Origin of the sequence: Paenibacillus sp. FSL R7-0272, from assembly GCF_037969905.1 — a bacterium.
GTDB classification, from domain to species: domain Bacteria; phylum Bacillota; class Bacilli; order Paenibacillales; family Paenibacillaceae; genus Paenibacillus; species Paenibacillus polysaccharolyticus.
The window spans coordinates 934,882-956,316 of sequence record NZ_CP150221.1 but is presented as its reverse complement, the minus strand read 5'-3'; the positions used below and the strand labels follow the sequence as shown (position 1 = coordinate 956,316).

Here is a 21,435-nt window from a genome sequence, read left to right as displayed (position 1 = left end):
AGTCCATAGTTGCGTAAAGATAGGTCTTTTGATGCTTCTATTAAGTTCTTTCGACATATCACGCATCCGAATTATACAAGATTACAATAAACAAAAAATAAACAAAGAAAATTGTCGAAATTCAATTGCACCCCCTGGGGATATCCGCTACAATGCCGATAGAATACTAGAGATGATTGGTAATCTCCCAAAGGAGTAGCAGAACGTGTTATTACGAATTTCAGGTGTTGTTCTCACCGTGATACTTGCTGTTACGTTGCTGGTTCTATCCACGGCAAGAGAACCGCAAGCTGCCGCGCTCCATGCCCGTCAAGGCATTCTGGATCTATCGACCTGGAATCCGAAACTTGAGAATCGCATCAGGCTGGACGGTGAATGGGAATTTTATTGGAAGAAGCTACTGCCAGCTCCAGCTCATATCGCGGATCAAAAACAACGAGGAACACTAGCATCCCCTGATGCTTATGCAGAGGTTCCTGGTACTTGGGGACCCATTCAGATAGGGGATGAACGATTACCGTCCTACGGTTTTGCTACATACCGGCTTGTCCTAAGAAATACACCCGTTGAAGGCACTCTTGCCATCAAGAAAAGCAACATTCGCTTTGCCAGCGAAATTTACGTCAATGGCACCAAACTGATGGAAGACGGACAAGCCGTGGAAAAAAATGCAGGATACCAGGCAGGCAATTCACCACAAATCGCATTTTTCCCGTATCATGGCGGTGATATTGAGATACTGGTTCGGGTCGCCAACTATGACTATCCGAATGCAGGCATCTCGGGTCCGCTTTTTTTTGGAGAACAGGCTGCCATGCTAAAAAGCCATCAGAACCGCACGGCCATTGAACTGGCAACTATGGCTGTATTGGCTACCATATTCATCATTTTTCTCATCAGTTATTTGGGATCTGCGCTATATCGAAACCGGGATGACTCTCTGTTACTGCTCGGCCTGGTATGCCTGTTGTATGCCCTCTACAATGGCATGATCAGTGAACGAGTATTGGCAGCAGCAAGCACAGATCTTTCATTTAGTACGTTATATAAATTAAAAGATTTTTGCTCCGTTGCCTGTCTCGGCTTGTTGATCTTTTATTTCTACCGTTTCAGAACGGGCATGTTCTCAGGGGTTCTCACTTCTGTAACGCTGTTTATTTTTGGCGCATATATCAGTTTGCTCGTACTCTTTCCTATCTCCGTCTACGTGCTAACCGCACCTTATGTTATCGGACTGTACACGTTGATTCTGCTATGGCTTCTGGTGCAATGTGCTTTGCGGTTTGTGCTTAGCGAGAAAGGAGAACGATTATCAAGCTTTCTATGGTACGCAGCCATGCTCTGTATCACGCTGTACTGTCTGGACATCAACCTGTTCTCGATCTCACTAAAGGAAAACGTTAATATCGGACAGGTATGTATCGTATTGTTCAGTATCCTGATGTTGTTTCTAGCCGTCCTGCGGCTCTTCGAGGCCTATCTTACGGTTCGATCTCTGAAGGATCAGCTTCTGCTACTCGATCAGGTTAAGGATGATTTTCTCTCCAACACGTCACATGAGCTCAAAACACCGCTCAATGCCATCGTTAATATTAGCGAAAGTCTGCTCAAAGGTTCGGAAGGCCCGCTCACCGATGAACAAGCACATAATCTGGCGATTGTGACGGGCAGTGGAAGACGTTTGACGTACCTAGTGGATGAGCTGCTGGACTATTCCAAAATGAAACACGGGGACATCTCGCTGCACCGCTCAGCCACAGACCTGTCCTCCTATGTCGAATCGGTGTTGCGCATGCACTCCTTCCTGCTTGGTACCAAAAAGGTGGAACTGATCAACGACATCCCAGCCTATTTCCCGGCAATTTATGCAGACGGGAATCGTCTTGTTCAGATTCTGCACAACCTGATCGGCAATGCCATCAAATTCACGGAACAGGGTTCTGTCCGGATAAGTGCTACACTCGTTCAGGGAAAAGCAGCACTGCACATTACCGATACGGGACGCGGCATCAGCCCCCACAAGTTGGAGCATATCTTCCTGCCTTTCGAACAGGAAGCAGACGCGGGGCCAATGGTTGCCGGAGGCACAGGTTTGGGTCTAAGCATCACGCGCAAACTTGTTGAGATGCACGGAGGAACCATTCACGCCGAATCAACGCTGGGTCAAGGCGCCACATTTATTTTGACGTTCCCACTGGCTGAAGGTAAAAAAGAGAAACGTGCCAACGTGACGCCTTTCAGCATGGCGCCTACGGTTTCGGGAAATCGAGAACTGAGGTATGAAGAACCTGTCATTATGCAAGGGGTACGGAATGAGTGGATTCTCGTGGTTGACGATGATGCGGCCAATCTGCAAACGATCGTGGGTCTGCTGAAGCTGGAAGGATACAGTTATGCCGTTACATCCCGTTCCCAATCGGTAATGATGCTGCTGGACAAACTTCCTGCCGTGCATCTGGTGATTGCCGATATCATGATGCCAGGCATGTCAGGGTATGAACTGCTCGATCGGATTCGAGAGCGCTTCTCCCCTTCCGAACTCCCTGTGCTCATGCTAACCGCAGGCAATAAAGCTCATCAATTAAAGCTTGCGTTGGAGAAAGGTGCCAACGATTTTGTATCCAAGCCTTTTGAGTCGGAGGAATTGCTTGCACGGATCGGTGGTCTAACCCGGATGAAAACATCTGTTCAGGCTGCACGCAATGCCGAAATTTCCTTTTTGCGGTCCCAGATTAACCCGCATTTTCTGTATAACGCATTGAATGCCATTGCCGAATTATGTGTGGATGCGCCAGATGAGGCAGAACGATTGATTTTACAATTATCCAGTTATTTGCGGGGCAGTGTTCACTTCAAACATCTGGATTCCAAAACCAGCCTGGAGAACGAACTGGGTATGATCGAGGCCTATGTAGCCATTGAACAGGCACGCTTCGGATCAAGACTCGAAGTCATTATCGATGTAGATGCTGATGTGGATCGAACTATGCAGATTCCGCCGCTGATTCTGCAGCCCTTGATCGAAAATGCTATTCGGCACGGTCTAATGTCCCGTGTTGGCGGCGGCCGTGTGATGCTATCTATTCGCAATCTCAGCGAAACGGAAACCAGATTTACCATTGAAGACAACGGCATAGGTATGACAAAACAGAAAATGAAAGAGCTCCGCCAGGTCGCCGATGGTAGCACAGGTGTCGGTTTATGGAATATATCCAGCCGACTCAAACTGCTGTATAACAGGGATTTTCGGATGGAAAGTCATGATGGTGAAGGAACCCGTATTACGCTCGATCTTCCCATTCAACACCAGAGTATGAAGGGTAACGGGGGGTACATTACATGATAAAAGTAATCATCGTAGACGATGAGGATCTATCGCTCAAACGACTAAAACGGATTTTGACTGAAAGTGGAGCCATTGAGGTATGCGAAGTATTCCATGATCCCGAGAAAGCTTGCGAATATGCAGCAAATCACAGTTTTGATGCTGCTTTCCTGGATATTACCATGCCACGAATCTCCGGGATGCAACTGATCGGCGAATTGCGCAAGCATCACCCCTCCCTGCCGATCGTGCTGGTGACAGGATATGAGGAATATGCCGTACAGGCTTTTGAAAAAGAAGTCATCGACTATATCATCAAACCTGTGACAGCCGAGCGTGTAAGTCGTACGATTCAGCGCTTGCAGCAACTTCTCCGGGACACAGCTATCTCATCGGAGCCGGTATCCCCATCCCCACGTCTGACTGTGCGGATGTTAGGCGAATTTACCGTGCTTGATGGAGCGAATGTGGACATCCCTGTGAAGCTACGAACGCCGAAAACAGAGGAGTTACTCGCATTTCTTTTATGTGCGAAGTCGACTAGCCGTGATGTACTGGCTGATACGTTATGGAAGGATCTCAGTCCGCAGAAAGCCTGGACTAATATCAACTCAACACTTTACTACGTCCGGCGTGCGGTTGGAGATAACAGCGATGTTCCCCTTATCCAGAAGGATCGCAACGGGATTCGGATTGACCGGGATTCCATCGATTGTGATCTGTATGAGTTTGAAGCGTTATTTCGCCAGATCCGTCAAACTTCAACCTATTCACCTGAAATGTTCGAAAGAATAGACACCTTGTACCGGGGTGAACTTTTGAAAGGGCGGCATTATGAATGGGCACTCGCATGGTCAAGACAGCTCGAGAGGGACTTCATCACAATGATGGAAACGGCTGCTCAATATCATATCCAGCAAAAGCAACCCCTCCGTACACTTCATTATTTGGATCGAATTCTGCAGATCGATTCGATTCGGGAAGATATTCACCGTGAAAAAATCGTGATCTATCTTTCGCTGGGTCGGCGGACTGAAGCCCAGTGGCAATACCAGTTACTCGAGGAATCGCTTCACGAGGAGCTTGGCTCCCGCCCAGCAGCCGATATTCAGCTGTTGTTCCGTCAATCTTAGCTGAGACAGACACAAAGACAGAGACAAACAGACCAAGACAACAAAGCCCAAGCCTGGCGGAATGACCGCAAGCTTGGGCTTTTTGAATGTTTAAGCTGAAGTTTATTTACAGATTCTCCGTAGCCAGCGTGAATCCCTCAATCACCGCATCTTCATCCACTTCAATCATAATACAGCGTCTTCCCTGATAGTTGACTTGTCTCACATATTTGAGATCCTGCGGACTGATCGAGATGGTCGCCACCTTGGTATCAATCTTGATTGATTTGGAAGTGTACTTCGGCATCACGCTGTTCGCCTTCAGTTCATAGTTTTTGTTGTCGACGATTGTCTCGAATGCACGTTCCACCTTCTCGGTGGTCAGTTCTTCTACGCCGCTGGCTGTAAGCAGACGTTCTACGTCTTTGTAATCCAACTTCGGTGGCTCTTCCTCATGGGATTCCTCGTTCACTTCAATAACCCGGTTGATCTCTTCATATACATGAGCCAGGGTTGTGGCATCCATCTGCTCACCCGTGATCTCTTTGACGATATCCTCGAATATTGCGCGCTCCTCCAAGGCCGTCACAGAACGTTCCCCATTCAGCACATTTTCAACAAAATGAGGGTCCGGGAAATTGGATTTGCCCGTGCAGTACAGCACACGATTTACGTCGGAATAGTTGTCCGTAACGCTTGGATATAGGAAACCCTGCTCCGGCGTGCTTAATTTGATGATCGGATCAACGATGATGTTATACTTGAATTCCCGCTCTACATAGTCAAAGAGCAGCGTCTTCCGCTGTTTCTCCGTGGAATTCACACTACACAGGATGAAGGGATGAGCAAAGACCTCATTTTTCTCGCTTTCCTCTGTTGCCTCATTTCTCGCCTTCGTTGGCAGATAATACTGCCCTTTAATAAACGTAACCACCATATCCCGTTCATACTTGGCATCAGCCATCATACGATCGACAAGCAACAGCATCAGATCCTGCCACTCATCCGGGTCACCTGTGACGAGTGCCTGGTGAAGCATCACCTGTGCCGGCTCCTCCGCTTCTTCTTGGAACTTCAGTTCGAACAGTTTCTGATCCAGTTCACCTGTCAGCAATTTTTTGAAATTACCCATGTATAACTCTTGCTTCTCCCGATCCACCAGTTCAAACGGATGGCGTTCCCAGTGATAAACTTCATTGGTTTCTTTCGTAATATAGACATTCAGGATGTCGTAAATGTTCAGCAGGTCATGATCCAGCTTGAATTGTTTGCGAATGTGCGCGACTTCTTTTTTATTCATGATTCGTTAGACAACTCCTCAAGTAAATTGGCTTTACAAGTATAAACGATAAAAAAAAGCTTCGCCAGAAGGAGGTTTAATGTTAGTGGTTTTGTAAAGGACATAGCCCTGTAAAACAGCAAAAAACACGCCATTTCAGGCGCATGGCAATGGAAAGGGCTATATGGTCGGTCGGCTAATCTCCCGGAAGGGAGGTGATGCCTTGTGACAGTATTTGAATCCTTGATGCTGATGCTTACCTTTGGTTTGCTGATTACAGCAATACTGTCCAATAAAGACAAGTAGACCGCCCCCCGAGCCAAGGATGCGGTCTACCAATGATTCGTACCTCTGCTTAAAAGCCTACCGCCCTTTAAAGCGGCTATTGCATGGGGAGTCGTGTTCGCGCACGGCTCCTTCTGCATTATAAGCTCTTTATGTCCTTATTATAACATGGTGATTTGATGTTTTAATTAGTACAACACAATTACTCCCAGATTACTCCTTTTAACCTAAACAACATTTGTCCATGTTCAAGCAACGTCAGACTATGGTTGAAATGCCCTTAATCCGTTAAGTTCATGATAGTTATACATGATAATTAATCCCCCTATTTGTAACATGGAGAAGATGGCATTAGGTTTTTTTCAAAAAATATAGGAATCAGGACAAGGAAGGAAGCGAGTCAGATCATGAGTATTAACACCAATGCAATGATGGGATTTGCCCCTGCGCTGGGCTGGAATTCATGGAATACGTTTACGTGGGACATCAATGAGCAATTGATTCGGGATGTTGCCGATGTGTTTGTAACGGAAGGATACCGTGACGCCGGGTACGAGTACATTGTCATTGACGATTGCTGGAGCCTGAAGGAGCGGGATGCGGACGGCAATCTGGTCGTAGACCCTGCCAAATTCCCGAGTGGAATGAAGGCGCTTGCAGATTATATTCACGACAAAGGTTTGAAGTTTGGCATGTACTCCTGTGTCGGAACACATACTTGTGCCGGGTATCCAGGCAGCTTCGAGCATGAATTTCAGGATGCGGCGTTATTCGCCGAGTGGGGCGTGGATTATTTAAAATATGACTACTGCTTCAAGCCGCGCCATATCTCTGGCGAATTGTTATACAAACGCATGAGTCTTGCGCTCAAAAACTGCGGCCGCGATATTCTTTTCTCCGCCTGCAACTGGGGAGAGGACAATGTCTACGAATGGATTCGTGAATCAGGGGCCCATATGTACCGTTCCACCGGGGATATCCGTGATAACTGGGATTCGGTCAAAGAGCTGGCTCTTTCACAGCTCGGAAAACAAAGCTATACGGGCTCCTTCTGCCACAATGATATGGATATGCTCATCGTTGGTATGTACGGCGGAAGTAACAATGACTTTATCGGTAGCATTGGTGGCTGCAACGATATTGAGTACAAAACCCATTTCTCCCTCTGGTCGATGATGGGTTCACCGCTTATGATTGGATGTGATGTACGCAAGGCCAATCAGGTCACCAAGGACATTTTGCTGAACCCCGATCTGCTTGCCATTAATCAGGACGCAGAGGCACGCGGGGCTTACCGCATCAAACCTGAGCCGCAATGGTTCCATACCGATGATGTATTCATGCTGGTGAAGGTGCTTACGGATGGTGATCTGGCGATTGGTTTCTTCAATCTGAGCGACAGCCAGCGCGAACTATCCTTGCAATTTTGGGATATGGGACTGCCTTACGCATCAGGCTATTCCCTGTCTCTCTATGACTGCTGGGAGCACAAGGAACTCGGTGTATTCCGCGAGCGTTATGCTCCCGTCGTAGCGGCCCATGATTGTCTCGTCGTGCGAGCCAAACTGGTGAAATAAATGGCACAAAGCCGGCTGTGCACCACCTGTCAGGTTCCGCTCACTTCCGACGACGTCGGCATCTATCTGAAATTAGTCTCATTAACAGCCCGGCAATTTGTCTGCATTGATTGTCTTGGGGTGAAGCTGAATTGCGGGCGGGAGCCGATTGAGAAGCTCATTCGTTACTTCCGTGAGTCCGGGAACTGTGCACTTTTTCGCTAAACGTTACTTGTAAATGTCTTACTAGTTATTTTTTTCTGGTGCAACATCATATATGCAGATGGCGTGTATGATGTTGCCTTTTTGAATACCCTAGAAAAATAAAGCGGATCATTATATCCTACCGAATATGCTATGGATTGAATGGACAATTGAGATGACTCAAGGAGCTCGCAGGCACGCCGGATACGACATGCCGTTATGTACGTTGACACCGATTCACCTGTAGCTTCCTTGAACTTGCGGAACAGGTAACTTCGCTCCAGATTTACGGCCTGTACAATCTCTGCTACCGTCAAGGATGATTGCCAGTAGTTTTGCTCGATATAGGTTTTCGCCATCCATACCTCATCTCTGGTTTCTGTCTGCTTCTCGCTCGGAAAAAATTCAATGTAATAGGACAGTAACAGCTGCAAACGTGCATCCGCTCTTAATACTTCACTTGGTGATGCACCTGCATTCCAGGCCAAATGAAACCACATCTCCATCGTTTCCGGTGCGGCCGGCAGTACAGGGTGCTTAACCGATAGTTGTGTCAAATCTACGATTCGCCCTGCGTTTCGTCCGTCGAACTCAATCCATACGTACTCCCACGGGTCCGCCGGGTCGGGGTAGTAATAGATTTCTTTTTGCGGAAAAATAATAAAGCTCTCTCCGGCAACCAGCCGATAATGCTTGCCTCCGGTTTCCAGTGTACCCTGCCCTCGAATGATGTAGTGTAGCGCATAGACGTCACGTACACCTGGTCCCCACTGATGAAGGTTTACAGGTTTGTGTCCGCCACTGATAAAAAAAATCTGGTTCGCCCTGCCCCCGTCTCGCCATAATGTGTCCACGTCAGCAACTCCTTTCGTGATCCCAGTCATTATATATCATTATGAGGGGTTATTGGTTTAATTTCGATGCTGGAAACAACGCTTCAAGTTGCTTATGATAGAGACAGAGGGCATATAGCCCAGCAGATTTGTAAGCGCAACCAAACATCTTGGATCGACATACATGAACGATGTTCAATTCAGAGAGGAGAATGTTGTGTTGCTTAGAACTGTTACGGTCGAAAATGGTCAAGTTCAGGGACTGCCTGCCGCAGATCCACGTATTACAAGCTTTAAAGGTATTCCGTTCGCCGCGCCCCCTGTAGTCCGGAATCGCTGGCGTGCGCCACAGCCTGCTTCCGATTGGGATGGTGTACTGCAAGCCTTTGATTTTGCACCGACCTCCATGCAGGCACCAACCGTCATTGATGATAATAACATCTATACGCGAGAATGGGCGGTTGATCCTGATCTGCCGATGAATGAGGACTGTCTGTATCTAAATGTGTGGACACCTGCCAAACGAACCGATGAGAAACTACCGGTCTTTGTCTGGTACTTTGGTGGGGGGCTCCAAGTCGGTCACACGGCCGAGATGGAATTTGACGGTGAACGCATTGCGCGCAGAGGCATTGTGGTCGTGACCATCAATTACCGCTTGAATGCATTTGGTTTCCTGTGCCATCCAGAGATCAGTGCGGAGTCACCTCACGCACCGGCGAATTTTGGACATCTGGATCAGCAGGCAGGAACAGCCTGGGTGAAGCGTAATATTGCCGCGTTCGGCGGTGACCCGGATCAAATTACAATTGGGGGACAGTCTGCTGGCGGTGGCAGTGTTCTTAGTCAGATGACCTCTCCGCAAAATAAAGGCCTATTTCAGCGTGCTGTCATCATGAGCGGTATTGCAACAGAGTTATATCCAAACGTTCCTGTACCCGCTGTTCGCAGTACGCTGCGAGATGCCGAGCAGAAAGGCGTTGAATTTTTTCGTTTCCTTGGTGTATCTTCTCTGGATGAAGCCAGACAGCTGGATGCCGTCACACTACGGGATAAAATTCTGGAATATCGAAGCTTCTGGGGAACGGTCATTGATGATCAGTTCTGTATAGGTGATCCGTTCACTCGTTTCATGCAACATAAGCGTGAACTTGTTCCTGTCATGCTTGGGCATACGTCCTCCGAGTTCTGGACCCGGCCTGCGGTAAACAGTGTGGAGGAACTGAAACAGATGGCTACAGAGCTATTTGGCGAGGATGCTCCTTCCTTTTTAGAGCGATGTGAAGCCGATACTGGCGATCTGGATCATGTCTTACAGCTGGCTTCTGTGCGCATGATTGAACATGCGATTCGGCTTGTAATCCGTTCTAATAGCGGTCATCCGTCGGAAACACCGCTCTATTATTATAATTTCGACGCAGACATTCCGGGCTGGGATCAACCAGGCACGTTCCATTCGGTCGATCTGTGGTTCTTTTTTGAAACACTCGCCAAATGCTGGCGTCCTTTCACGGGTAAACATTATGATCTGGCACGCCAGATGTGTAACTATCTCTCGAACTTCATTGCAACAGGTGATCCCAACGGCTTGGACTCTACCGGTAAACCACTTCCCTACTGGATTCCGAGCAGTACCGAGCAGCCGTATCGCATGGAATTTGGTGATCTGGCCCAGCTACAGCGTGCCGTACCGGAACCTGTGCTTGAATTGATCATTGAATACTTTTTCAAAAAACAAAATGAACCTGTGGTTTAATACGTGTAGCATTTTCTTCTCTGAATAGGCTGTGCGGTGGCGCATGGCCCTCTTCTTTCTGAGCTAATTATCTTAGTGGAGACATCACGTTTATTAGGAAATTTACACACTAAATTTACAAAAAAATCACATAATCAATAGACTATCCCTGTTCTACCATGGTAAAATTAATCATATTACTCCACTTTAGATAGAGGTATAACATATGATTATTTCGCATAACTTAGCGGCTACTAGTGCACATAGGAGAATTCAAGAAAACGCTCGTAATAACTCTAGCCACCTACAGAAACTATCTTCTGGGCAAAGAATCGATAGTGCGTCTGATGATGCAGCAGGACTAGCAATATCCGAGAAAATGAGGGCACAGATTCGGGGACTTGACCAAGCAAACCGAAATATACAGGATGGGATTTCTCTTGTTCAAACAGCAGAAGGTGGACTGCAAGAAATTTCAGCTATTTTACAAAGACAGAGAGAACTAATTGTTCAGGGTCTAAATGATACATACACCAATAACGATCGTCTGATGATTGAAAGTGAGATTCAAGAGCTTACGAATGAAGTAAACCATATTTCCCAAAGCACAAGCTTTAACACAATAAACTTGTTGGCAAGAGATGATTATGAAATACTGGCGGATCGTTCAAGTTCCAGCACAAACACTTCCCTTAGTGAGCCGCCTACAATTCCAACCGTACAGAAAACTGTAGTTTATGCAGCCTCTGGGACACCCCCAGAAGCAAGACACCTGACTAGCAATTCTAATACGTCATCTACAACTCAGACATATACAAACACAAATGTAATTACTCCGATAACATCGCAGGATTTGAGACAAGGTTACAACGAATATAATGTGGATACTTATACAACAACTAAAACAGATACAGAGCGTTCAGTATATGAAACGTTAGCACCTACAACCGATCCGCAATATTCAGCACCAGACTATTGGTATGCTTCGGGAATGAACTCAACTTGGTTTGGCCCCAAAACATTCGGCCGTGTTTATGGCATGATGAGTGAGAATGTAGAAGTGGATGGCATAATGCGACCAGTGGAGTATACATCTAGAAGCAATACCGGTACAGTTCCGGCTTGGGATCATATGTGGTTTCCAAATACCGATGTATCGATAAAAAGACTCCGGACTATACTTCCAGATAATTCGATGCAAATCGAATATATAATAAATAACGGAAATCCAACGGATACGAACGTAAAGCTAAGTAACCTGGTTAACCCGCCTGATAATTCAGTGATGACAGATGCAAATGGGCTACTTATCCCCAATGGTGTAACATCTATTAATTCTCCATCTGGGAATACAACATATACGATGACAGGAACGGAAGCAAATGCTAGTATTACGTTCGATGATTCACTCGGATCTCTATCACCAACCCAACTTGCAATTCATAATCCCGCAGGGGGACAACCCACAATTAATTTTGATTGGGATGTTAACCTCCCTTCTCATTCAAGTTTAACATTTACTTTCAATTACGGTCCTTTCTCATTAAATTTGGATGTATTTGAACGTACATACGAAGCAGAAGTGTCTACACGCATAGAAACAACTACAAATGTCGAGATCAAAGACATAGACTATATCACACCGAAACTCACGGTCCAAGCCGGAGCAAATCAAGGGCAACATATGGATATCCCTTTATTCAACGTGCAGGCTGATGAGTTAGGCATTACAACGATGGGCTTGTTACCACCATCTATTCAAGGACAAGCATTATCTCGTGTAGACAAAGCCATCTCCAAAATTTCCAGTATTCGTGGAATATACGGTGCAATCCAAAATCGAATGGAACATGCATTAAACAATGCAAGTAATGCTTCAGAGAATTTGAGTAATGCCGAATCTCGAATTAGAGATGCAGACATGGCCAAAGAAATGTTAGAGTATACAAAATCAAATATTTTATTGCAGGCTGCACAAGCCATGCTCACACAATCGAATCAAAGCCCTCAATCCGTTCTACAATTACTCCACCAGTGAACAAAATTTAAGGGTGTCTCAAAAGCCATTTATAAGGCTTTGGGGACACCCCTTTTGATCTTGGTTGCTTTCTAGTATACTCTTCGATGCTTAAATACTACGTTAAACATTAATCCCACTCAAAAGCTCCAGTATACAATTGATAATACGTACCTTTCGCTACTAACAGCTGTTCATGGTCGCCACGTTCCTTGATCTTACCATGCTCCAGCACCATAATGGCATCGGAATTCCGCACGGTAGACAAACGGTGGGCAATGACAAATACCGTTCTGCCCTGCATCAGATTATCCATCCCCTTCTGAACCAGCGCTTCGGTACGTGTATCGATAGATGAAGTGGCTTCATCCAGAATCATGACCGGCGGACTCGCAATCGCTGCTCTGGCAATCGCTAGCAACTGGCTCTGTCCCTGTGACAGTCCATTGCCGTTACCATCCAGCCAGGTCTCATACCCGTCAGGCAGACGTTCAATAAAACTCGCCGCATACGACAGCTTCGCCGCCTGAATGACCTCATCGTCACTGGCCTCCAGCCTTCCGTAGCGAATATTCTCAGCGACCGTACCCGAGAACAGATGGGTATCCTGCAGTACAATTCCCAAGGAACGCCGCAAATCTGCTTTGCGAATACGCTGAATGTTGATGCCATCATAGATGATCTCACCTTCAGTTATATCGTAGAAACGATTGAGCAGGTTGGCTACAGTAGTCTTGCCTGCACCCGTTGCACCCACGAACGCAAGCTTCTGTCCAGGCTTGGCATATAACGTAATATTCTGGAGCACTTGTTTCTTTCCGTCATACGTAAAACTGACATCCTTAAACTCCACTTTGCCTTTCAGAACAACGCTTGTTCCGTCCTCCAGTTTCCAGACCCATCCGGCCTGATCCTTGTTTTTCTCCAAGGTCACACGGCCTTCATCTGCTTCAAGCTGTTCATCCATCATGTTAAATATCCGCTGAGCCCCTGCAACAGCTACGACAAACATGCTGACCTGCGAGGAGATTTCGGCAATCGGCATTGTGAAATTACGGGATAAACTCAAAAAAGCTGCAATAATCCCCAGACTCAGACCGGCGTTCCAGCCCGATATGGACATAGCTCCGCCCGCAATAGCCACAAGCACGTAGATTAATGTCGACAGATTCTCATTGATTGGCATGAGAATATTCGAATATTTGTTAGCTGTCGCCGAGTCCTCAAACAATTTATCATTCAGATGTGCGAATTGTTCCATCGCTTTTTGCTCGCGACCAAACACTTGCACTACCTTTTGCCCATGAATGATCTCCTCGATATATCCATCCACAACCCCGATAGACTCCTGTTGCTGAAAAAAATGCTCGGTTGCCTTGGTACCGACGGTTTTGGTAACCCAAAGCATCGCGAGTGCACCTAGCACAACCACGATCGTTAAAGGCACATCAAGAAACAACATCGTACCGAGAACGACCACCACTGTCACGGCAGTGGACAACAGCTGGGGCAATCCATCCGTCAGCATCATGTTCAGCGTATCCACATCGTTCGTGTAATGACTCATAATATCCCCGTGGGCTTTACGGTCAAAATATTTAATCGGCAACTTCTGCATGTGATCGAATAAGCGGTCACGAATCCTCTTCATAATCTGCTGTGAGACGGTAATCATCAGCCGTTTCGAGACAAATGTACTGATGACTCCAGCAGCATAGATCACAGCCAGAATGATTAAAGCCTGTAACAAGGCATCAAATACTGGATTTTGATTTCCAAGTAGCGGCGTAATAAAGTCGTCGATCAGCAATCGCAGAAAGGCCGCTGAAGCAACAGAGACGGCAGAACTCACCAGCACCAGGATCAGCGCTAGTGTCGTTCTGAATTTGTAATATTTAAAGTAGGTTAGCAGACGTTTTATCGTCCGGCCATATTGAATGTTATCCATCCAGTGCTTCACCGCCTTTCGTCTGTGTATAATAAGCCTCTTGATAAATTGTATTTCGACCCAGCAGTTCCTCATGGGTTCCGATATCTACCATCTTGCCTTCATCCAGCACGACAATCTGATCGGCATCTTCCACAGATGCAATACGCTGGGCAATGATAATTTTTGTTGTATCCGGTATGCTTTCTTTGAAAATGTTGCGAATTAATGCGTCGGTCCGTGTATCTACCGCGCTGGTAGAGTCATCCAGAATCAGAATCTTCGGTTTTTTGAGCAAAGCTCTGGCAATACACAGTCTCTGCTTCTGACCTCCCGAAACGTTCGTACCGCCTTGTGCCAAATGAGTGTCATATCCATCCGGAAACGTGGAAATAAACTCATGTGCCTGCGCTGCTTTGCACGCTTCGATCAACTCTTCATCGGTAGCATGTTCATTGCCCCAACGCAGATTCTCCTTAATCGTGCCTTCAAACAGGACGTTTTTTTGCAATACCATCGCGACCTGGCTGCGAAGCAAACTTAGATCGTACTCCTTCACATTGACACCACTGACAAGCACTTCACCCTCACTCGCATCATATAGACGTGGAATCAACTGTACCAAGGTAGATTTTGCACTGCCCGCAGCTCCAATAATACCAATCGTCTGTCCCGAAGAAATTTGCAGATTGATGCCAGACAGGGCATAATTCTCGGCTTTGCCTGAGTAACGGAAGGACACATTGCGGAATTCGATCTCCCCGTTGTGTAGCTCTGTAACGGGTGACTCCGGACTGGTAATGTCCGGCTGTTCACTTAACAGGTCATTAATCCTTCCCGCCGAAGCCCGAGCAATGGCAACCATAATGACAACAATACCCAGCGTCATCAAACTCATTAGAATTTGCATGGAATACGCGAATACACTCGTAAGCTCCCCGGTAGTCATGTTTCCACCCACAACCAGTTTGGCTCCAATCCATGAGATCATCAGCATCACGGCATACATCACAATTTGCATCAATGGAAGTTCATACGACAGAATGCGTTCTGCCTTAGCCATCTGTGCAAATATTCGCTGGGATACGACCTGAAACTTGGATACCTCACGCTCTTCTCGCACATAGGATTTCACAACCCGGATACCGCGTACGTTTTCCTGCACAACTTTATTGAGATCATCGTAACTGTCAAAGGCACGCTCAAATATCGGAAAAGAATACTTCATGATAATCATCATGCCAATTGCCAGCACGGGTATAACAATCACGAACCATGTAGCGATGGACGGGCTGATACGATACGTCATAATCGTTGCAAAAATCATCATGACCGGGCTGCGGAAGGCAATCCGGATAATCATCAGAAATGCATTTTGCACATGCGTAATATCCGTAGTCAGCCTGGTGACGATCCCTGAAGTCGAGAATTTATCCATATTGGAGTACGACAGCTGCTGCACATGACGGAACAGGTCGTAACGCAAGTTTTTTCCGAACCCCGACATCGCAATCGCAGAATGCTTACCCGCCAGCGCTCCAAAGACCAGAGACACCAGGGCAAACAACACCAGAATCAAGCCGTACTTGGTTACCTGATTCATCTGGCCCCCCGTGATCCCCTGATCGATCAATTCAGCCATAAACAGCGGAATAATGACTTCCATGGCCACTTCACCAAGTAAAAACAAAGGCGTCAGCCACGTATCCTTTTTATATTCACGTACACTTTGCAGTAATTTCCTGACCATAAGCATTCTCCTCATCTAAAATAAACACGCTGATCTGCGATCTAAAGGTAGATCGGCGGTCAGAACAGCTGTATTATAAACTGTATAGCAACTATACAGTCAATCACCTTTTTTCGACCTGGAGGTACTTATGCATTCCAATGAAATGTTATCCATTAGCGCTTTTTCCAAGCTGTCAGAAGTTTCACGCAAAACCCTCATTTACTACGACCGCATTGGTCTGTTCAAGCCTGCCTATGTGGCGGATAACGGTTATCGCTATTACAGCCACAACCAGTTTGAAACGATCGGCGTTATTCATATTTTCAAAGAGCTCGGCATGTCCCTGGAGGAAATTCAGCAACATCTCGGTGAGCGTTCTCCAGAAACGACTCTTCAACTTTTGCGCAAACAGGAGGAGAATCTACAGTTGCAGATTGCCAAACTGACTCAGGCCAAACAAATGATTATTCAACGTGCGGAAAATATAGAGCAATCCATGCACCTCGACACCAGCCAAATGCATGTCATCTGGCAACCTGAAACCCCCTTGCTGCTGAGCCGCCGTATCTACTCATCCAAAAAGGAGTTCCCTGAGGAACTTTGGGAGGATTTTCGAGTACGTTTGAACAAGGAACATGCTCCGCTCGGTTATCCCGGCGGCGTCATCATTCCTAAAGCGGATCTGCTACGCAAGGATGGAGATATGATCTCCCATATGTATAGCTATATGACAACAGAGCATCATGAACAGGCGTATATGCCGGAGGGATATTATCTTGTTTCTTATGCCAGAGCCGACTATGGAGATACCGAGAGGTTTTTTCCGCAAATCTTTGATCATATAGAGAAGAAACAGTATGTCATTAAGGGTGATGCTTACGAGGATTACATGCAGGATGAGATTGTGCTGCAACATGCGGAGGATTATCTGGTTCGGGTTATGGTGCATATTGAGGAGCCAAATGACAAAGGAGATCTATATAAGTTGAACTAAAGATTTTACACGGCCCACTCCGATGACAGAATAACCTGGAGAGTAGCGGTTATCCCCAGATTTTTTGGATTCCCTTTTCCAAAGGGGAAAATCCGGTGATAAAGGCGAAGCGTATGCTTCCGATGCTAGCTTTCTTTCAGAAAGCTTTTAGCTCCGCTTTTTCAGGTTTTTTCTGTCCTCTCCGTTATTGTGTAAAAGAATAGTTCAACTTATATAGCTTAACTCACTTAACTTGGCTTAATTAAAACCAAAAAAGGAACAATTCGCAACCTGCCGAATCGTTCCTCTCTATCCCTGTTGGGACTGCTCATTTCATCTAACATAATCCAATCTATATTTCATTTACACCTTTAACAAACCACGGAAACCTCTTGCAGCGTAATAGGACTCTGCCCCGTTATGGTACATAAACACGGTATCGTAACGGCGGTCGCAAAAAATGGCTCCCCCCCGCTGTCTAATATGTTCAGGTGTCACCACCCAGCTGGATGTTTTCAGATCAAAGTTCCCCAGTTGCTGAAGTTCACGATACTGGGTCTCATCCAAAAGCTCAATGCCCATCTCGATGCACATTTGAACAGCGCTATGCTTAGGTTTGTTCTCTTTACGTGCATCCAGTGCAGCCTGATCATAACATACACTACGGCGACCCTTGGGACTCTCTGGTGAACAGTCTATAAAGATATATTCACTTGTCTCACTGTCCAACTCCACAACATCCGGTTCGCCGCCCGTCTTCTCCATCTCGTGCAGTGACCATAGTTTGTCCGGGTTTGCTTCCAGTTTAGCCTCTACATTAGCCCATTCCAGATCGGAATGACGACTCATATTCTTTTCAAAACGGGTCTTTAATGCCTTGAACAATTCATCACGTTGTTCCGGTGACAGATCTTTTTCATTTTCAATGGAGTTCATGGTCATCCTCATTCTCCCCCGGTTCATTAGCATATAGTGGTGCAGCGCACTTATTCTACTCGATTGTAGTGAAAACAATGATGTTATTCAAGTATTGTCCAACTGTCCAACGCCAGCAGACGAACCGCTTCTTGTTCATGCTGTCGGTAAGCTCTTAAGCGATTGCGGCAATCCTGATTCCATAGTAAATCCTCACCAGCGACCTTGAGCAAAGATAGTCCAATCCAGGAAGAAGCAATATCCGTCCGCGTTCTCAACACATCTACGATGTGGAGTAGCTGCTCCGGTTTCCAATATCCTTTCCCATCAAGCACCGTACGCTTAATCTGCCGATCGACCGATTCAAGTACATACGGATGCGCATTAACGATATCAATAACAGGGTGTAACCCTTCGACCGCCTGATCCGGCTGGCTCCAATCCATTGCAGCCAGGTGCAGACGAATCGCCGTGAGCTTCAGCGATTGATGATGCTGAAGAGTCCTGATAATGGATGCATATAATGGAGCAAGTCGCCTTTTCACCGATATAGAACCCGAGACAAGCTGATCAATTAACTCCAGCAAACGTTGACGATGAGGTAAATCCCGCTCCCTACCTGCGTTCCAGTCGTCCTGGGCCTCCACTTCAGCCAACTGCCGGATGACTTGTACGACCTCATCATTCACTTTCCCGTCCCTGCTAACCGTGACCAAGGCAAGAATCGCGGCTTTCCAGCGCGTACCATCCTGTAGATCGATTAGTGCTTTGCCAGCACATTGTGAAATGACCTCTGCACTTACATGTCCCCAGCGTGACATCGCATGAAAGGCTTCCATCGATACAATCGGGTCATCATGCCCCGCAATTTCGGTAATCCACTGTAAATATCGCAGTCGCGCTTCCACCGGAAGTTCATCCGGACGCTGATTCAGCAAACTGCGCGCAATGTCCCGATCCGAAGAGGACGCCATGATACTCATCATTGTCCAGCTTCGCTCATCGTCCAGACATTGTCTGGCCGCATGACCAATGGCAATAATGACATCCTTGTGCCGCTTCGGCTTCTCAAATTCACGGATGAGTAAGGTCACACTTTCACTACTTTTATAAGTTCCCAGCAACCGAACCGCTTCTTTCCGCACCGTAATCTTGAGTTTTTCCCGGTCCAACAGGCTCGAAAGCATGGACGTGAGCAACACCGGGTTCACCCTGCGTGCGCACCTCGGAATGGAGTACATCGCTACTCGTGCACGATCTCCATCCAGATTATTTAACAACACAGGTAGGGCGTCTTCCGGTTCCTCCGTTAACGAAAAAGCATGCAGGGCAGCCTCCACGATATGTACTTCCGGATCAGTTAGTAGCTTCTCTAGCAATGGATTCGAACGATAATCCGGCATACCCGCCAAACTCCGCATCGCATTTGCACGCTCATAGAAGCTTCGCTTGTTGTCTTGTGCCACTCGGTCAAGTAGCGAAGCCAGCGCTTGTTGCTGACGAGGCAACCAGCGATAAAAGCCATGATATGCTGGAACCAGATAGATGGTTTTCCCCGTTAAGTGCTTGCCTTTGAGGACTTTACCAGAGATAAACGGATCAAGCCACTCCTGACGCTTCCGGTGTAAATGCTCAAACACTTCATAAAATGAGATGAATGTCGAATCAAGGTCCAGCAGTTCCCTAACCCGTTTATCCCTGGTCTTGTAGGGAGCGAGCCAGTACCTGACGGCTTGAGCCGCTGACTTTTTACTCTTCACCAATTCCTCGAGCAGGTCGTGCAGTTTGGGCAGTCGATCAATCGCTTTGCCAAATGCACTAGCCATCTGTAGAACGACGTAGTCACTCTCCCGCTTGTTCGCTTCTACACCTATAGCATAGATCTCGTCAAATAAGGTTTCGAGTGCGGCCTGCGGCAGACTGTTCCACTCTCTGGAAAATAACATAAACTGCCCATCACGCATCGCCATGCGCTTGATCGCTCTAAGCGCAAATTGGAACAAGGGACGCCCAGGTTCACTTGCATGCTCCAGCAGCATGTCAAAAGCCAATTGCTCGACTCCCGTTCTGGTTCCATACGAAGTATCTCTGGCCTCAATGACACTGTCCACCAGGATCGTCAGATGTGGCACATGCTCTTCCTTAAACAACGTGACCGGACATCTCGATAGTTCTGCCATTACCATAAAACGTACCGGGTCCTGATCGTTTCTCACTCTCGTCAGGAACCGTAACGTGTCCTCCATCCCACTACGGGACAGAGCCGTGCTTTGAATCAGCCGGGAATAAGCCATAGCACGCTCATCCGCGTTCGATACCTGAACAGCCTGCTCCAGCGTTTCTCTAACTTGTGCAATCAGACGACGTGTTGTCATTTCGAACGTTTTGCCCCGGTCTTCCAGAACTTCTCGCAGGGTGAGCATGCGAACCGCTTCTTTGTCGCGTAACTGATGCGGCAGTACATCGAGCAGGGCCATAGGGAACATTCGATTCGTTCGCTCCTGCACCGGGTAAGCTGCATTAAATAACGCTTCACGGCTTGAAGGCGCGAGCGTATCCAGCACCTTTGCCACTTGAAAAGGTGCTTCGGCAAGCATGGTCACCAGTGCAGTCCATTGTGCAGTGGTGAAGTATCTTCTCTTTTTCAACACACCCGCCGGAACTCCGTTATTCAGCAGATATGCCCTTGTCTCCTGCCTCGCGAGCAGTTCAAATACTTGCTCAGGGCTGGTCCGAATCAGGATACCCAGTTGATTCTTAATCACAGGATGAATCTGTTCTTTTGGACCATAAGACAATGCATATTCCAGGACTGCTGCTGGTCTCAATATACTCAGCTTCTCTACTGCCGTGCCCATCTCATACCACACACTGGACCTGTCGCTCTCCGATACTTGATTCAAGGCATTTTCTAAGTAAGCAGCGACCAGGTCCGGGTTCCGGGTTGTTATGGTTCGCCAATTATCAATTGCATATCCAAGCTGTGGCAATCGTGTGCGAACCGTTGCTTCACCACACATGGATAGCAGGAAAATAGCGTCATCTGCGCCCCAACGTTCCAATACGACCGGCAACAGCCGTTCTGCCCAGTCCTGTCTGGTATACTTCACAATGCTCCGCAACAGTTGCTGACGACAATGGTGCGACATCGAAACGATCTCGGTTTCAATGTCATAACCCGGATCAGTGACCACCTCTACGAGCATCCGGGCAGCCCGGCCCCTGACCCCAGCCTTGGGATGATTTAACGCATGTATAACAGCTTGTGCATCCTTTACCGCGCCAGCTCCGGTTAACGCCAGATGTGCCTCGTACGCTGTCCCGCTGTCCAGTAGCTCAATCAGAAGCGTAGCGTAATCTTTCGCGCCCACAGCCAGATGATGCCGTCCCAGCCGCGCAATCTCTTTCATTCGGTTCGAATAACCAAGCGAGTCCAGTTCTTCTAAAATCCGATTTTTACTCAGTGGAGTATGATTGTTCTTCATGAAGCCTCTCCCCTCAATCACATTGTGTTCCTTACTTTTAAATCATTTTCATTTACA

12 protein-coding genes are annotated in these 21,435 nt (G+C 47.0%); 6 read left to right on the top strand and 6 right to left on the bottom strand.

All coding sequences use genetic code 11. The features are described 5' to 3' along the window. Window positions 1-205: 205 nt before the first annotated feature. Window positions 206-3,343, top strand: a complete 3,138-nt coding sequence (locus tag MKY23_RS04190) for an ATP-binding protein (RefSeq protein WP_339835553.1) — start codon at window positions 206-208, stop codon at window positions 3,341-3,343. Next, complete coding sequence (locus tag MKY23_RS04185; protein ID WP_339835550.1) at window positions 3,340-4,458, top strand: response regulator; 1,119 nt, start codon at window positions 3,340-3,342, stop codon at window positions 4,456-4,458. Before MKY23_RS04190 ends, MKY23_RS04185 begins: the two co-directional genes overlap by 4 nt. 106 nt (window positions 4,459-4,564) lie before the next feature. Here MKY23_RS04185 and MKY23_RS04180 read toward each other — a convergent pair whose 3' ends face one another. Next, window positions 4,565-5,737, bottom strand: coding sequence for a DUF4317 domain-containing protein (locus MKY23_RS04180; RefSeq protein ID WP_090923180.1), 1,173 nt, complete (start codon window positions 5,735-5,737; stop codon window positions 4,565-4,567). 671 nt (window positions 5,738-6,408) lie between these two features. On the opposite strand from MKY23_RS04180, the gene MKY23_RS04175 reads away from it, so the two are divergent. Continuing rightward, entirely contained in the window at window positions 6,409-7,578 is a 1,170-nt protein-coding gene (locus MKY23_RS04175; RefSeq protein ID WP_221788444.1) for a glycoside hydrolase family 27 protein, read from the top strand. A 200-nt stretch (window positions 7,579-7,778) separates the two neighbouring features. On the opposite strand, the gene MKY23_RS04170 is transcribed toward MKY23_RS04175, so the two are convergent. Beyond that, on the bottom strand, window positions 7,779-8,615 hold the full coding sequence (locus MKY23_RS04170) for an AraC family transcriptional regulator (RefSeq protein WP_251510786.1): 837 nt from the start codon (window positions 8,613-8,615) through the stop codon (window positions 7,779-7,781). A gap of 199 nt (window positions 8,616-8,814) precedes the next feature. On the opposite strand from MKY23_RS04170, the gene MKY23_RS04165 reads away from it, so the two are divergent. Together MKY23_RS04165 and MKY23_RS04160 are read left to right on the top strand one after the other, a co-directional pair. Further along, window positions 8,815-10,350 (top strand): carboxylesterase family protein, encoded by a 1,536-nt coding sequence (locus MKY23_RS04165; protein WP_339835541.1) that lies wholly within the window; start codon window positions 8,815-8,817, stop codon window positions 10,348-10,350. Window positions 10,351-10,555: 205 nt separating this feature from the next. Next, window positions 10,556-12,367, top strand: coding sequence for a flagellin (locus MKY23_RS04160; RefSeq protein WP_339835538.1), 1,812 nt, complete (start codon window positions 10,556-10,558; stop codon window positions 12,365-12,367). A gap of 109 nt (window positions 12,368-12,476) precedes the next feature. Here the strand turns inward: MKY23_RS04160 and MKY23_RS04155 are convergent, their stop codons facing one another. Next, window positions 12,477-14,294 (bottom strand): ABC transporter ATP-binding protein, encoded by a 1,818-nt coding sequence (locus tag MKY23_RS04155; RefSeq protein WP_339835535.1) that lies wholly within the window; start codon window positions 14,292-14,294, stop codon window positions 12,477-12,479. Next, window positions 14,287-16,023 (bottom strand): ABC transporter ATP-binding protein, encoded by a 1,737-nt coding sequence (locus MKY23_RS04150; protein ID WP_336121114.1) that lies wholly within the window; start codon window positions 16,021-16,023, stop codon window positions 14,287-14,289. The genes MKY23_RS04155 and MKY23_RS04150 overlap by 8 nt, the downstream gene beginning before the upstream one ends. A 130-nt stretch (window positions 16,024-16,153) precedes the next feature. Between MKY23_RS04150 and MKY23_RS04145 the strand changes: the two genes are divergently transcribed. Continuing rightward, the gene (locus tag MKY23_RS04145; RefSeq protein ID WP_339835532.1) at window positions 16,154-16,999 is read left to right on the top strand and encodes a MerR family transcriptional regulator; all 846 of its coding nucleotides are present in this window, start codon (window positions 16,154-16,156) and stop codon (window positions 16,997-16,999) included. A 342-nt stretch (window positions 17,000-17,341) separates the two neighbouring features. Here the strand turns inward: MKY23_RS04145 and MKY23_RS04140 are convergent, their stop codons facing one another. Both MKY23_RS04140 and MKY23_RS04135 read right to left on the bottom strand, forming a co-directional pair. Then, complete coding sequence (locus MKY23_RS04140) at window positions 17,342-17,920, bottom strand: DUF4256 domain-containing protein (protein WP_336121116.1); 579 nt, start codon at window positions 17,918-17,920, stop codon at window positions 17,342-17,344. Between the two features lie 77 nt (window positions 17,921-17,997). Then, window positions 17,998-21,378 carry a HEAT repeat domain-containing protein gene (locus tag MKY23_RS04135; RefSeq protein ID WP_339835524.1) on the bottom strand — a complete coding sequence of 1,127 codons (3,381 nt, stop codon included), beginning with the start codon at window positions 21,376-21,378 and terminating at the stop codon, window positions 17,998-18,000. Between the last annotated feature and the right edge of the window lie 57 nt (window positions 21,379-21,435).